Origin of the sequence: Pseudomonas sp. NPDC089392, from assembly GCF_044749595.1 — a bacterium.
Classification (GTDB): Bacteria; Pseudomonadota; Gammaproteobacteria; order Pseudomonadales; family Pseudomonadaceae; genus Aquipseudomonas.
On the sequence record NZ_JBIVIF010000074.1, the window covers coordinates 1 to 15,051 of the forward strand.

A 15,051-nucleotide genomic window follows, 5' to 3' on the forward strand; every position below is an offset into this window, starting at 1 on the left:
TCGACGCTGCCCTGGGTTTTGCCGGCTTCAACGGTAATGGTCTGGCCGTTGGACAGGGTCACGGTCACCGGGGTCTGAGCTGGGTTGCTCAGGGTCACGGTGTAGGTGATCACGCCACCTTCGGTCACCGACGGGCTCGCCGTCAGCGTTGCAGTGGTGTTATCGGTCGAATCATTGATCGCCGTCTGCGCTGGCGTCGGGTTCGGCGTCAGCTGCTCGAAGTTGCCGCCCGTGGCGCTTTCGATGGTCACGCTAACGGTCGAGCCGTTGTTGTAGACATCGTTCGCCGGAGTCTGGAAGTCGATGCTGCCCTGGGTTTTGCCGGCTTCGACAGTGATGGTCTGGCCGTTGGATAGAGTGACAGTCACCGCCGTCTGGGCCGGGTTGCTCAAGGTCACGGTGTAGGTGATCACACCACCTTCTGTGACCGACGGGCTCGCCGTCAGGATCGCGGTGGTGTTATCGGTCGAATCATTGATCGCCGTCTGCGCTGGCGTCGGGTTCGGCGTCAGCTGCTCGAAGTTACCGCCCGTGGCGCTTTCGATGGTCACGCTAACGGTCGAGCCGTTGTTGTAGACGTCGTTGGCCGGGGTCTGGAAGTCGACGCTGCCCTGGGTTTTGCCGGCTTCAACGGTAATGGTCTGGCCGTTGGACAGGGTGACGGTCACCGGGGTCTGGGCTGGGCTGCTCAGGGTCACGGTGTAGGTGATCACGCCGCCTTCGGTGGCGCTTGGCGAAGCGGTCAGGGTTGCGGTGGTGGTGTCGGTCGAATCGTTGATCGTGGTCTGCGCTGGCGTCGGGTTCGGCGCCAGCTGCTCAAAGTTGCCACCGGTAGCACCAGTAATCGTGGTGCTGACCGTCGAACCGTTGTTATAGACGTCGTTGGCAGGCGTCTGGAAGTCGACACTGCCCTGGGTCTTGCCCGCCTCGATGGTAATGGTCTGGCCATTGGACAGGGTGACGGTCACCGGGGTCTGGGCTGGGTTGCTCAGGGTCACGGTGTAAGTGATCACGCCACCTTCGGTGACGCTTGGCGAAGCGGTCAGGGTCGCCGTGGTGGTATCAACCGAGTCACTGATTACCGTCTCTGCCGGCGCTGGATTCGGCGTCAGCTGCTCAAAGTTGCCACCAGTAGCGCCAGTAATCGTGGTGCTGACCGTCGAACCATTGTTATAGACGTCGTTAGCCGGGGTCTGGAAGTCGACACTGCCCTGGGTCTTGCCAGCCTCGATGGTAATGGTCTGGCCATTGGACAAAGTCACAGTCACCGGGGTCTGAGCCGGGTTGCTCAGGGTCACGGTATAGGTAATGACGCCGCCTTCAGTCACGCTTGGCGAAGCGGTCAAGGTCGCGGTAGTGGTGTCGACGGTATCGGTAACCTGGGTAACCGCCGGCGTTTGCGGCACTGTCACCGTCAGCCCGCCACCACCGGTAGTGCCTGTTACGGTCGCCGAAATCTGACCGCCGTCGATATACGGGGTATCGTTCGCCGGGACCACAACGTTGACGCTACCACTGGTCTGCCCGGCCGGAATGACAATCACGGCACCGTTTGACAGGGTAATGACCAGGTTGGTGGTCGGCGCCTGGCCAACTGTGGCGGTATATACGATTACGCCACCCGCCTCGCTGATGGAAGGGGTAGCGCCAAGAACCAGGTCGGTAGCAACGTTGGTGTCCGTGGTCGGCGTGGTCACCAGGTTGTTGCCATTGGCGTCCAGCAGGCCCACCTCTTCGCTATCCAGCACGGCAGCAAAGCCCAGCCCGTCAGTCGGGAAGCCAACCGTCGGGTCGACCCGGCCCGCTGTTTCTTCTAGCATCACGAAGCTGTGGCCACCGCCCAGCGCGCCGCCACCACCCGCTGCCGACGGGCCGGCCGCAGTAGCTTCAAGCTCGGTAGTCGGGTCGACACCAGCAGCAATCGCCTGCTGCAGCTCTTCCACCGACGGCGCGGCTTGAGCAGTCGCCTGGCTCAGGTCGGTGCTGCTGTCAGGCGCATCGGCGCTCCATTGGCTGTCACGGCCCAGATCGAGCAGGCGACCATCAGCCAGTTCCAAAGTAACTGCGCCGCCAGGGCCAGTGAGCACTTCCTCACCAGCCAGAAGACGGTCCCCTTCGATGAGTACACGCCGGATGCCCTCTGGGGATACCGCAATAACCTGGCCGACAATACTTTTGACGATGGCTACAACGCTGCTCATTGGACTCTCCGTGTGACCCTGTGGGTACTTCCCTGCCAGAGCGGCAGCTGTAAGCCACTTCAGGCGGAACTTATGTCGATGATCTCTTGACGCTTTTTGACGTCAATATTCCGTCTATAACTATTTGGAATTACTTAACTGCCAAACTATTGACCTTATACAGGCCATCCTAAACAATCGGCAATGTAATGTCACATTGATATTCGAACCCTAGCCAACGTTTGCTAAGGACAAATGTCGCACATCATGGGAAGCGCGATCGGTGGTCATTCCCGGTGACTTTTCCACACCTCGGCAACGCAAAATAAAGCTGCAAAACAACCGTTCATCGGGAGCTATCAAAGAATCTGGCGTCAACATTCGGGCCCCCTGTCACTCGCCCGGATCGGTGGTTGGGTACAAGCACAAACCTTGCCTGCCGACAGACAGACGATTGACCGGAAACCGCACAGAAACAGTCCCGTACGATACTGCAGCCTGACCCGGCCTTCAGCGGCCCCTGGGATTTGCCATAGATCAAAGAGATAGCAAAGCACTACGCAAATACTGCTATCCCGATAAGCGGGAAAAGCGCTGCGGATTGTAGAGCCCAAACTGGCTGCGACCTGCTTTCTTATAGATGAATTTTGACTACTTGGTTTCAGGATAGCGCCAACAAATCAGCGCCTGTTTCCTGACAATGCTATATGTCGATACCTAGCGCACTTGTGTCGCCCTCTGTACGGCAGTCTATGCTGCAAATCAGCTGCAACCTGGACGCGGACTGGATCAGAAATGAAACATTCGCCTCCCAGCACCGTCTGGTAAGAAGAAGCCCGTAGAGTTGTTTACTCAATAGCGATTCAAGGCGACCATTGGCCAACTGCTCAAGCGTCAGGGTGTCGTAACCCTCATCAGCACTGCTTGGCAGCACCATTGAAAGCCAGGGTGAGCCGACCAAGCCTGAACGGCGGCACACCCACCCCACCCACCACAAGGATGAAGAGAGCGCCGCGTGGAATCCGAAGTCAGTCGAGTCCAACTCAGCCACGATCCACGCAGTCAGCATGACGATCCCTTGCTGGATAGTCTGTTGAGCCTGTGTGTCCTGCACCAGAAACCCGCCAGCCGAGTCATGCTGACCACCGGCCTGCCGCTGCCCGCCCAGCGCCTGAGCCCCGAGCTGTTGCCCCGTGCCGCAGCCCGGGCCGGCCTGCAGGGGCGGCTGCTGCAGCGCAAGCTGGAGCAGATTCCGAGCATCGCCATGCCGGCCATGCTGCTGCTAAAGGAAGGCCGAAGTGCCGTCCTGCTGGGCTGGGAGAACGAAGATACTGCGCGCCTGCTGCTCAGCGAGAGCGACGGTGGCGAAGTACACGTCAGCCGCGATGCCTTGCAGAGCGACTACAGTGGCCGGGTGTTCTTCGCCCAGCCGCAGCACAAGTTCGACGTCAACCACGGCAACCTTATCCCGCGGGCGAAGTCGTGGTTCCGCGACACCCTGCTGCGCAGCAAGTGGCTGTACATTGACGCCATCGCCGCCAGCCTGGTGATCAACCTGATCGCCCTGGCCGCGCCGTTGTTCGTGATGAACGTGTATGACCGGGTGGTGCCCAACCAGGCAACCTCGACACTCTGGGTGCTGGCTGTCGGCATCGCCGGTGCTTACATCTTCGACCTGATCCTCAAGGGCCTGCGCGGCCTGTGCCTGGACCTGGCCGGGAAAAAGACCGACCTGATCATCTCGGCGACGCTGTTCGAACGCATCGTCGGCATGTCGATGAAGTATCGGCCGGCAAGGGTCGGCAGCTTTGCCCAGAACATTCACGAGTTCCAGGGCCTGCGCGACTTCCTCGCCTCGCTGACCCTGACCAGCCTGATCGACCTGCCTTTCACCCTCCTGATCCTGATCGTCATCGCCATCATTGGCGGGCACCTGGTGTGGATTCCGATCATTGCCTTCCCGCTGGCCCTGGGCATCGGTTACGCCCTGCAACGGCCGCTGATGGCGACCATGGAGCGGACCATGGCCCTGGCTTCGGAGCGCCAGTCCAGCCTGATCGAGACCCTGGCCGGCCTGGATGCGGTGAAGGTCAACAACGCCGAAAGCGAACGCCAGTACATGTGGGAGCAAACCCTCGGCACCCTCAGCCGCCTGGAACTGCGCGTGAAGGTGCTGTCGAGCCTGGCGATGAACATTACCCTGCTGATCCAGCAACTGGCGGGCGTGGCAATGATCTGCGTCGGCGTGTACCTGATCATCGATGGCAACTTGAGCATGGGCGGGCTGGTGGCCTGCTACATGCTCAGCGGCCGCGCCCTCGGCCCGCTGGGCCAGCTCAACGGCCTGCTCGCCCGCTACCAGCAGGCCAAGGTGACCATGGTCTCCACCGACCACATGATGGAGCTGCCGCAAGAGCGCAACTTTGAAGAGCGGCCACTGAGCCGCAAGGTGCTGCAAGGCAGCGTCGAGTTCCGCGGGGTCGACTTCACCTACCCAAACCAGCAGAACCTGGCCCTGAAGAACATCAACCTGATCATCCGCCCCGGCGAGAAGGTCGGCATCATCGGCCGCAGTGGCTCGGGCAAGAGCTCGCTGGCCAAGCTCATCGTCGGCCTGTACGAAGCCGATGGCGGCTCGCTGTTGGTCGATGGCGTGGACATTCGCCAGATTGACGTCAGCGAACTGCGCCACAACATCGGTTACGTACCGCAGGACATCCAGTTGCTCGCCGGCACCCTGCGCGACAACCTGGTCAGCGGCGCCCGCTACATCGAGGACGAGCTGATCCTGCAGGCAGCCGAGCTGGCTGGCGTGCATGAGTTCGCCAGGCTGCACCCGGACGGCTACGAGCTGCAAGTGGGTGAGCGCGGCCAGAACCTGTCCGGCGGCCAGCGGCAGAACGTCGCCCTGGGCCGTGCACTGCTGCTCAACCCACAGATCCTGCTGTTGGACGAGCCGACCAGCGCAATGGACAACACCGGCGAAGAACGCCTCAAGCAGCGCCTGCAGGCGGTGGTGGAAGGCAAGACCGTACTATTGGTCACGCACCGTGCCTCGCTACTGACACTGGTGGACCGGCTGATCGTGATCGATCGCGGGCAGATTGTCGCCGACGGCCCGAAAGCCGCGGTCATGGATGCGCTGAAGAAGGGGCAGATCAGTGTTGCATAAGCTGGATATGGGGCAATTCAAGGACGGCCTGCGGCGCTACTTCAAAGGCAGTGACTCGCTTGGCGGCCAGCCGCTGCCTGAGGTCAACAAGGCGCTGATCGAAGACGCGCCGCGGGTTGTGCGGCTGACCATCTGGGGCGTGATCCTGTTCTTCGTGTTCATGATCGTGTGGGCCAGCGTCGCGCCCATCGACGAAGTCACGCGAGGTGAAGGCAAGGCTATTCCGTCTTCCAAGGTGCAGAAGATCCAGAACCTGGAGGGCGGTATCGTCGCCGAGATCTTCGCCAAGGAGGGGCAGATCGTCGAGGTGGGCCAACCGCTGCTGCGCCTGGATGAAACCCGCTTCGCCTCCAACGTTGGTGAAACCGAGGCCGACCGTCTGGCCATGGCCTTGCGAGTCGAGCGCCTGAGTGCCGAGGTAGGTGACACGCCGCTGAAAATCGATGAGGAGCTGCGCAAAGCGGCGCCAAGCCAGGCGGCGAACGAAGAGTCGCTGTATCAGAGCCGGCGCCAGCAACTGCAGGACGAGATTGGCGGCCTGCAGCAGCAGTTGGTGCAGCGCCAGCAGGAACTGCGCGAATACAGCTCCAAGCGTGCCCAGTACGCCAACAGCCTGGAACTGCTGCGTAAAGAGATCAACATGTCCGAGCCACTGGTGGCCACCGGTGCGATCTCCCAGGTTGAAGTGCTGCGCCTGCGCCGCGCCGAAGTGGAAAACCGCGGCCAGCTGGACTCCACTGCGCTGGCCATCCCGCGTGCAGAAGCGGCCATCCGCGAAGTGCAGAGCAAGATCGAAGAAACCCGCGGCAAATTCCGCAGCGAAGCACTGACCCAGTTGAACGAGGCGCGCACCGAGCTGAACAAGGCCACCGCCACAAGCAAGGCACTGGACGACCGGGTGCACCGCACCATGGTCACTTCGCCAGTGCGCGGTGTCGTCAAGCAGCTGCTGGTGAACACCATCGGCGGGGTCATCCAGCCAGGCAGCGATATCATCGAAATCGTGCCACTGGATGACACCCTGGTCGTCGAGGCGAAGATCCTGCCCAAGGATATCGCCTTCCTGCACCCAGGCCAGGAAGCGACGGTCAAGTTCACGGCGTATGACTACACCATTTATGGTGGGCTCAAGGCCAAGCTGGAACAGATCGGCGCCGACACCATCACCGATGAAGACAAGAAGACCACTTACTACCTGATCAAGCTGCGCACCGACCGCAGTCACCTGGGCACTGACGAAAAGCCGTTGCTGATCATTCCAGGCATGGTGGCGACGGTGGATATCATGACCGGCAAGAAGACCATCATGAGCTACCTGCTCAAGCCGATCATGAAGGCGCGTTCGGAGGCGTTGCGCGAACGGTGATCGCCAACCTTGCGCGGTCCTCTGTAGGAGCGACCTTGTGTCGCGATAGGGCCGCAGAGCGGCCCCAGCAATTCATTCACTATTGCTGAAGTCCTGGGGCCGCTCTGCGGCCCTATCGCGACACAAGGCCGCTCCACAGGGGAGTGCGTGCCCCCCCTAGCGCCAGGGCGCTGGTTCGCCAACCAGTTGCCCCTGAATCCCGCCCACGCCCATCTCCTGCAACACCAGCCGCTCCCCTTCGGTCTCGACCCGCTCTGCAATCAGCGGCAAATCAATGCTGTGCGCCGCGCGCTGGATCGCTTCGATGAATAGCCGCTTGTGCTGCTCATGGTCGATGTTGCGGATGTAGCTGCCGTCGATCTTCAGGTATTCCAGGCCCAGGTGTGCCAAGTTGCCGATCATGCTGAAGCGCCCGCCAAAGCGCTGCAGCGCCAGGCCGAAGCCAAGCCCGTGCAGGCGCCGGGTGAGTTGCTCCAGGGCTGCCTGTTCAGGCAATTGCTCTTCGCCAATCTCAAAAATCAGCCGCGGGCCAAGCGCCGCGTTCTGCCCCAGCAGCTCGAAGACCCGCTGCAGGGCCTTGGGGTCGGCCAGGGTGGCGGCGGACAAGTTCAGCGCCAGCACCTGGTCATGCCCACGCAGGTGCGCCAACACTTTCTCAAGCACCAGCACGTCAAGCCGCGGCATCCAGCCGAAGCGTTCCAGCCAGGGCAGGAAGCGGCCCGCCGGCAGTGCCTCGCCCTGGCCATCCTGCAAGCGTGAAATCACCTTGTGGTGCAGTACCCGTTGCCCAGCGCTACATTCCACCACGGGTTGGAAGAACAGCTCGAAATGCCCGTTGTTGAACGCCTGGTCGAGCCGCTCGTGCCAGGCATGCTGGCTGTCCGCAGCAACGGCAGCCACGCCTTGCTCAAGGCAAACCCAGCCCGGCGCAGGCTGGTTCTCCGCGCGGGCCAGTGCCTCGTCGGCGAGCTTGAGCAGCGCCTGGGGCGCATCACCGGGGCTGTAAGGCGCTAGACCGATGCAGGCCACCGGGTCGATATCACTGGCACCGGTCTCATGCAGGCTTTGCAGGGTCGCCTCCAGGGCCTGGGCAAACTGAACCGCCTCCTCATGCACCATGCCCGGCGCCAGCACGGCGAACTCGCCACCACGGCTACGGGAAATCAGGTCGTTGGTTTCCGGGTAGCCGGCACAGGTGCGGCGCAACTGCTCACCCACAGCCTGCAGTAGCTGGTCGGTGCGCTGGCCGCCAAGGCGGGCGTTCAACCCCGCCAGCCCCTGGACCCGCAGCAACAACAGGTAGCCTGCACGCGCTTCCTCCAGGTTGCTCACCCGGGTGTTCAGCTGCATTTCAAAATAACGCCGGTTGGACAGCCCGGTCAGGCTGTCCTGATAGGACTCGGCGCGCAGCCGCTCACTGCGTTCGGCCTGTTCGGTAAACAGCGCCTTGAGCTTCTCGACCATCTGGTTCATCGCCTGCACGACACGGCGCAACTCGGGTGTGCGCGGCAAGTCTGGCAGGCTGAGGAATTCGCGGCGGGCAATGGCGTGGGATTGCTCGACCATGTAGTCCAGCGGCCGCAATTGGCGGCGCAACAGCAAGGCGCCGAGCACGGCACTGGCCGCGCCACACAGCAGCAGCCAGCCCAGGCTGCCCAGGGCGCTTTGCCAGAGCTTGGCAATGGCGAACATCGGGTGGCTGATCACTTCGACGCGTGCAGCCTGCTGCCAGCCGCGGCTGACGATGGCATCACCGCCGGCCGCTTCCAGGCCAATCAGGTGCACGAACCAGCGCGGCACACCGCCAGGGTCCGGCTCGGCGTGGCGCTCCACCAACACGGCGTTGGAGCCCAGGTCGACGACCTTGATGCTCGCGTAGTAACCACTGTCGAAGATCGAACTGACCATCAACTCGACCATCGCCGGGTCGTCGATGTTCGGCGTCAGTGACAGCGCCAGTGCGGTGGCAGCATCCTGCGCATGCGAGCGCAACTGGTTGACGTACTGGCTGCGCGAGCTTTCCAGGCTGACCATGAAACTGCCACTGAAGGCGACCACCAGGAACAGGCAAATGGCCAACAGCAATTGTTTGAACAGTGACATCTGTGCTCCTTCAGTAAACCGGCTCGGCCGGGAACCCTTCGGCCTGCATTTTCTTCAGCAAATCCTGCCAGCGTGACAACCGCTTGGTATCGCCGACCTTCTTGTTGCCTGCGGCCCCCGTCAGCCACAACCCTTCGCCATTGAAGGCGTACACCGGCAGCAAGTCGGTACGCTGGCTTGCCGGCTTGATGGCATCCATCAGGCTGTCGAGTACCAATGGCTGGGCCTGTGGGCTTGAATAATAGGTCAGGACCATGTGCGCCCGGTTCTGCCGCAACGCCTTGACGTAGGTGATACGCAGCTTTTCGCTGGGGATGCCCATGCGCCGCAGGCTGAAATACTTGGCGATGGCGTAGTCCTCGCAGTCCCCAGCACCTTTGATCAGTGCCTGCACCGGCGTGGCCCAGTAATCGACCTCATGCCACAGGTCGATGTCCTCGACATAGCGCAATTGCTGGTTGAAGAAGCGGTTGACCACCTGCAACCGCTCAAGCTCGCTACCTTGCTTCTGTGCGGCCATCAGGTTTTGCCAGGCATCAATGCGGCTCTGGCCGGCACCCAACGGCCCATAGAGGGCCTGCGAATTGCGGCTGATCTGGGAAAAGTCCCAATCCGCGTGCAAACCGCCCAGCAGCAGACTGCCCAGCAGCGCGGCAAAGCCGACACGTTGCACAACAGTTTTGAGCAGGCAGGATATCGCCACTGCGAAGCCCTGTTCAGACCAGTCGAAAGAAGCGATGGTGGGGCTTGCCAAGGTAAAAGACAATGGCACCCTGCAATCATGCACCCGCTGGTCAGCCGACCTACACTTTCTGGTTAGATCCTTCTATAGGCTGCTTCCTTTGGCAGGCGACTTCATCCACCATAGCCGCGCTTTTTGGGGCACCCGTACCAATGTCGGCACAGGTTTGACACCCCCACAGGCTGTTACTAGTGTCATTGGATCCAACTTTAGTCATTGTTGAGGCAGGCGTCGCGTGGCCGATAAAATCAAACTGAGCAATGTGCTGGCCAGCGAGCAGCTGTTGCCACACCAGGCCCGTGGCGTGATCGAAGAACGCCTGCGCAGTGCCATTCTCGATGGCCGCTTGCCGCCTGGCACTGCTGTGCGCCAGCAAGAGCTCGCCACCCTGTTCGGCGTCAGCCGCATGCCCGTACGCGAAGCCTTGCGCCAGCTTGAAGCGCAATCGCTGCTGAAAGTGGAGATGCACAAGGGCGCAGTGGTTGCGCCATTGATCGGCGAGGATGCGGTAGACACCTATGCACTGCGCGTGTTGCTGGAAAGCGAAGCGCTGCGCCAGTCCATTCCTTTGCTCGATGCCAGCGACATCGCCACTGCCCGTGGGTATATCCAGCAACTGGAGAACGAAACCCGCCACAGTGAGCTGGGCCGCCTGAACCGGCTGTTCCACATGACCCTGTACTGCAAGGCGACGAACAAGAAACTGCTGCGCCTGATCGAGAACGAGCTGAACGAAGAAGAACGCTTCCTGCGCTTCCACCTCTCCTCCATGGGCCTGGGCAAGCTCACCCAGGACGATCACAACGCCCTGGTGGACGCCGCCAGTGACAAGCTGGTGGATGAGGCCATCGCGGTGCTGGAGCAGCACCTCAATGGCGGTGCGAAGGTGATCCGCAAATACCTGGATAGCCAAATGGGGCGCTAGCCCGCTACTGGTTTTGCGCATGCTGCGCGCAGACGGGTTGCAAATTGATGCGGCGCCACCAACAATGAGACTAATTATCATTCATGCCCATTGATGCCAGCGCCCTCCCCCATGCCCAGCAACGATTCCGTGCAAACGCTCTACAGTGACCACCACGGCTGGTTGCATGCCTGGCTGCGCAGCAAATTGGGCAATGCCGCCGATGCTGCAGACCTGGCCCAGGACACCTTCGTACGCCTGCTGCAGCGCCGCGAGCAGCTGCAGTTGAACACGCCACGGGCCTTTCTGCGCACGGTCGCACGCGGGCTGGTGATCGACCACTGGCGCCGCGAGGAGCTGCACCGGGCCTACCTTGAGGCGTTGGCCCAGGTGCCGGAAGCACTGGCGCCTTCGACCGAAACCCGTGAGCTGCTGCTTGAACTGCTGGAGCGCATCGCGCGCATGCTCGACGGCCTCAAGCCAAAAGTACGCCGTGCCTTCCTGTTGGCCCAGTGCGAGGGGCTGAAGCACCCGGCCATCGCCGAGCAGATGGGTATTTCCGTGCGTACCGTTGAGCGCTACATCGCCGATGCGCTGTACCACTGCTACGTGCTGCGCTACGAAGACGAGTGCTGAAGCGATGACCGCCGCACAACCTGGCGCGAAAACGGTCAAGCAGGCCATCCTGTGGATGCTGAGGCTGCGCGAGCACGGCTATGAGCCCAGTCTGCAGCACCAGTGCGCGCAATGGCGCAACGCCCGCCCTGAACACGAGCAGGCGTGGCAGCGGGTAATCCAGATGCACCAGGACCTCGACCTGCGCGCCATTCCCGGCGCCGGGGTAGCCTTGCAGACCCTGGAAACCAGCCAGCGGCGCCTGCACCGCCGGCAGGCACTGAAACTGCTTGGCGGCGTTGGCATAGTGGGGGCTGCGGCATGGCTGGGCAAAGACTTGGAAGCGCTCAACGCCTGGACAGCAGACTACGCCACCGGCACGGGTGAGCGACGCAGCTTCACGCTGCCCGATGGCTCGCTGATGCAACTCAATACTCGCAGTGCCGTGGACCTGGCCTTCAACGACCAGCAGCGTCTGATCCACCTGAAGCAGGGGGAATTGATGATTACCTGCAGCCAGGCGCCGAACCTGCAGCAGCCCTTGCTGGTGCAAACCCGTGAGGCCTTGCTGGAAGGGTTCACAGGGCGCTTCGTGGCACGCCAGGACAGCGACTGCACCCGCGTCAGTGTCAGCCATGGCAGGGTGGCGATCCACCGGCCTGGCACTGGCCAGCTGCAATGGATTGAAAGCGGTCAGGACTGGCGGCTGGATGCGCAAGGTTCACAGCAGCTGGAACACGTGGACATGGATGCGATGGCCTGGAGCGAAGGACTGATCGTTACCCGGGACATGCGCTTGTTCGACTTTCTTGCGCAGGTCAGCCGCTATCGTCATGGCTACCTGGGCTGTAGCGACGAGATTGCCGATTTGCGCCTTTCAGGCGTATTCCGCCTTGAAGACCCGGAACAATTGCTGCAGCTGCTGCCGCAGACGCTGCCTGTACGGCTGCGCCAACGCACACGCTGGTGGGTGCGGGTGGAAAGGCTGACGTGATAACGCGGTCGATGTAGGAGCGGCCTTGCAGCCCTTTCGCGACACAAGGCCGCTCCTACAGGGGACCGTGTAGCGGCGCTCAATTTTTTGGCGGGTTTTGAATGACGGTCCGGCTAGGACAGTAAGCGACACCTTCTGCCCTCAACTCTCCAACGGACCACTCATGCCTATTGACACGGTGTACAAGCACCCTTCCCTCGCGAATGATTTTCGACCTGTTTTGCACTCAGCACTTTTGCGCAAAGCTGCCCGGGCTGCTCTGCTCAGCACGGCCTTGGGCCTGACCGCCACGTCACAACTTTCGATGGCAGCTGAAACCGCCCAGGCAAGCCATCACTACGCGATCCCGGCCGGCCAACTGGATGCGGTGCTCAACCAGTTCGCCCGCCAAGCCGGTATCACCCTGTCGAGTACGCCACAGCTCACCAGTGGCTTGCAGTCCGACGGCCTCCAAGGGCAGTACGCCACCGAGCAGGCACTGCGCCAGTTGCTAAGCGGTAGCGGCCTGCAAGCCGTCCGCCAAGACGGGCATAGCTATGTGCTGCAGGCACAGCCCCAGGATGCCGCCCTGTCGCTGCCAGACACCGATGTCCGCAGCTTCACCCTCGGCAATGCCCTGGGTAGCACAGAGGGCTACAACGCCACGCACAGCCAGGTGGCGACCAAGACCAGCATGCCGCTGGTGGAGACGTCGCAATCGGTCTCGGTGGTGACCCGCCAGCAGATCGATGACCAAGGCTCGCAGACGGTAGCCCAGGCCATGCGCTATACCCCTGGGGTACTGACCAACCCCTACGGTGCCACCCATCGCTATGACTATGTGGCCATGCGCGGTTTCAACGATGGCTCGGTGGATAACATCTACGTCGACGGGCTCAAGTCGATGGGGGATAACGGCACTTACAGCACCATGCAGGTGGACCCGTACTTCCTTGAGCGCATCGACATTCTCAAGGGCCCGTCTTCGGTGCTATATGGCCGCAGCTCGCCGGGTGGCCTGGTGGCGCTGACCACCAAGAAGCCGCTGTTTGACTCTTATCATCAGGTTCAGGCCACGGTCGGCACCCAGGGCCAGCGCGGCATGGGTTTCGACTTCAGCGGCCCTGTGGATGACGACAAGCGCATCGCCTATCGCCTGACTGGCCTGGCGGATGCCTCTGACACGCAGTTCGACCACAACAAGGAAGAACGCTACGCCATCGCGCCGGCCATCAGCATCGACTTCAGCGAAGACACCTCACTCACCTTGCAGGCCTACCTGCAGCACGACCCAAACGGCGGCTACCACGGCGGCAACCCTGCCGACGGCATGCTGCACCAGCGCAACGGCTTGCGCCTCTCAGATCACTTCTTTGAGGGCGAACCGGATATCGACAACTACGAGCGTACCCAGCAGTCCTTCAGCTACCAGTTCGAACATCGCTTCAACGATGTGTTCACCGCCCGGCAGAACTTCCGCTACCAGGATTCCGACGTGTCGATGGACCAGGTGTACTCGGCCGGTTGGGCAGACGCCGACAGCAATATCCTCAACCGCGCCTATACCGGCGGCGACGAACGCCTGCATTCGTACATCATCGATAACATGCTGCAGGCAGAGTTCTTTACCGCGGCGGCCAAGCACACCCTGCTGCTGGGTGCTGACTACCAGCGGCGCAAAGCCGACGTGGCATGGCGTTATGGCACGGTCGACCCGCTGGATGCCGGCAACCCGCAGTACGGCAATGGCAATCTTCAGGTGTTGGGCGAGAACCGCTACCAGCGGCGTTTGCAGCAAACGGGCGTGTACCTGCAGGACCTGGTGGAGCTGGACCAGTGGCGCTTCTCTCTGGGGCTGCGTCAGGACTGGGTGAAGGTGTCCGAAGAGAACCGTGACAGCGACACCAAGGTCAGTGATCAGCGCTCGAAGTTCACTACCCGTGCCGGGTTGCTCTACTTGTTCGAGAACGGTATTGCGCCCTATGTCAGCTACTCGGAGTCGTTCAACCCCAACACCGTATCCGACCAGGAGGGCCGCCCGCTGGCGCCCACCGAGGGCACGCAATGGGAAGCTGGCATCAAGTATCAACCGCCGGGCAGCGACAATCTGTTCACCGCATCGGTGTTCCGCATCGAGCAGGAGAACCTGGCGTCGAAACAGCCAAACGAGGACTTCTATCGCCCTGTCGGTGAAGTGCGTTCGCAAGGGCTGGAGCTTGAGGCCCATGTACAGTTGACCGAGAGCCTGAAGCTGCTGGGAGGGTATACCTTCACCGATATCGAATATTCCAAGTCGATGCCTAGCCTGGTATCGGGCAACCTGGACAACAAGGGCAATTCGCCAACCCAGGCGCCTAAACAGATGTTTTCGCTGTGGGCTGACTACAACTTCCACCAAGGGGCCCTGGATGGCCTGCGGCTGGGTGGTGGGGTGCGATATGTGGGGTACAGCTGGGTGGATGCGGAAAACAGCGTGAAGGTGCCCTCCTACACCCTGTTCGACGCTTCGATCGGCTACGACCTGGGCAAGGTCGGCCTGACGGGTGTGGATGTACGCCTGAACGCCAACAACCTTACCAATGAAAGCTACATCACCTCGTGTGCCAGCGTGAACTACTGCTACATGGGTGAGGAGCGCAATGTGAGTGCTACGGTGAGTTATCAGTTCTGACCGCTGATACGCGTTACTTGTAGGAGCGGCCTTGTGTCGCGATCGGGCGCGAAGCGGCCGCAATCCAGGCGACACGGTTTGCCTGGCAGATCCGGGATGCAGGTTTTACGGCCGCTGCGCGCCCGATCGCGACGCGAGGCCGCTCCTACACAGGGGATCGCACGAGCCTTGGAGTTCTGGCCCGGAAAAGACAAAGCCCCTGTCTGCATCGCAGACAGGGGCTTTGGGTTTGAATCTTGACGATGACCTACTCTCACATGGGGAAACCCCACACTACCATCGGCGATGCATCGTTTCACTGCTGAGTTCGGGATGGGATCAGGTG

The 15,051-nt window shown here is 61.5% G+C and carries 9 protein-coding genes and 1 rRNA gene; 6 read left to right on the forward strand and 4 right to left on the reverse strand.

Annotated elements, in window-relative coordinates:
• The coding region (locus ACIP1G_RS31110) for a retention module-containing protein (RefSeq protein WP_400744243.1) at positions 1-2,201 on the reverse strand (2,201 nt) is incomplete at its 3' end.
• A gap of 994 nt (positions 2,202-3,195) precedes the next feature.
• Between ACIP1G_RS31110 and ACIP1G_RS31115 the strand changes: the two genes are divergently transcribed.
• Both ACIP1G_RS31115 and ACIP1G_RS31120 read left to right on the forward strand, forming a co-directional pair.
• Positions 3,196-5,352: a type I secretion system permease/ATPase gene (locus tag ACIP1G_RS31115; protein ID WP_400744246.1), complete on the forward strand. Its 2,157-nt coding sequence runs from the start codon at positions 3,196-3,198 to the stop codon at positions 5,350-5,352.
• Between the two features lie 7 nt (positions 5,353-5,359).
• Positions 5,360-6,718 (forward strand): HlyD family type I secretion periplasmic adaptor subunit, encoded by a 1,359-nt coding sequence (locus ACIP1G_RS31120; protein ID WP_400744263.1) that lies wholly within the window; start codon positions 5,360-5,362, stop codon positions 6,716-6,718.
• A 156-nt stretch (positions 6,719-6,874) separates the two neighbouring features.
• Here the strand turns inward: ACIP1G_RS31120 and lapD are convergent, their stop codons facing one another.
• Together lapD and lapG are read right to left on the reverse strand one after the other, a co-directional pair.
• Positions 6,875-8,821 carry a cyclic di-GMP receptor LapD gene (gene lapD / locus ACIP1G_RS31125; RefSeq protein WP_400744249.1) on the reverse strand — a complete coding sequence of 649 codons (1,947 nt, stop codon included), beginning with the start codon at positions 8,819-8,821 and terminating at the stop codon, positions 6,875-6,877.
• Between the two features lie 10 nt (positions 8,822-8,831).
• Complete coding sequence (gene lapG, locus ACIP1G_RS31130; protein ID WP_400744252.1) at positions 8,832-9,593, reverse strand: cysteine protease LapG; 762 nt, start codon at positions 9,591-9,593, stop codon at positions 8,832-8,834.
• Positions 9,594-9,798: 205 nt separating this feature from the next.
• On the opposite strand from lapG, the gene ACIP1G_RS31135 reads away from it, so the two are divergent.
• The 4 genes from ACIP1G_RS31135 to ACIP1G_RS31150 all read left to right on the forward strand — a co-directional run bounded on the left by ACIP1G_RS31135 (position 9,799) and on the right by ACIP1G_RS31150 (position 14,726).
• A complete protein-coding gene (locus tag ACIP1G_RS31135; protein ID WP_400744255.1) occupies positions 9,799-10,488 on the forward strand; it encodes a GntR family transcriptional regulator in 690 nt (229 codons plus the stop codon).
• 111 nt (positions 10,489-10,599) lie between these two features.
• Positions 10,600-11,103: a sigma-70 family RNA polymerase sigma factor gene (locus tag ACIP1G_RS31140; protein ID WP_400744258.1), complete on the forward strand. Its 504-nt coding sequence runs from the start codon at positions 10,600-10,602 to the stop codon at positions 11,101-11,103.
• A gap of 4 nt (positions 11,104-11,107) precedes the next feature.
• Positions 11,108-12,076, forward strand: coding sequence for a FecR domain-containing protein (locus ACIP1G_RS31145; RefSeq protein ID WP_400744260.1), 969 nt, complete (start codon positions 11,108-11,110; stop codon positions 12,074-12,076).
• 235 nt (positions 12,077-12,311) lie between these two features.
• Complete coding sequence (locus tag ACIP1G_RS31150) at positions 12,312-14,726, forward strand: TonB-dependent siderophore receptor (protein WP_400744265.1); 2,415 nt, start codon at positions 12,312-12,314, stop codon at positions 14,724-14,726.
• A 234-nt stretch (positions 14,727-14,960) separates the two neighbouring features.
• On the opposite strand, the gene rrf is transcribed toward ACIP1G_RS31150, so the two are convergent.
• Positions 14,961-15,051: ribosomal RNA gene (rrf, locus tag ACIP1G_RS31155) — 5S ribosomal RNA — on the reverse strand; the annotation flags it as partial.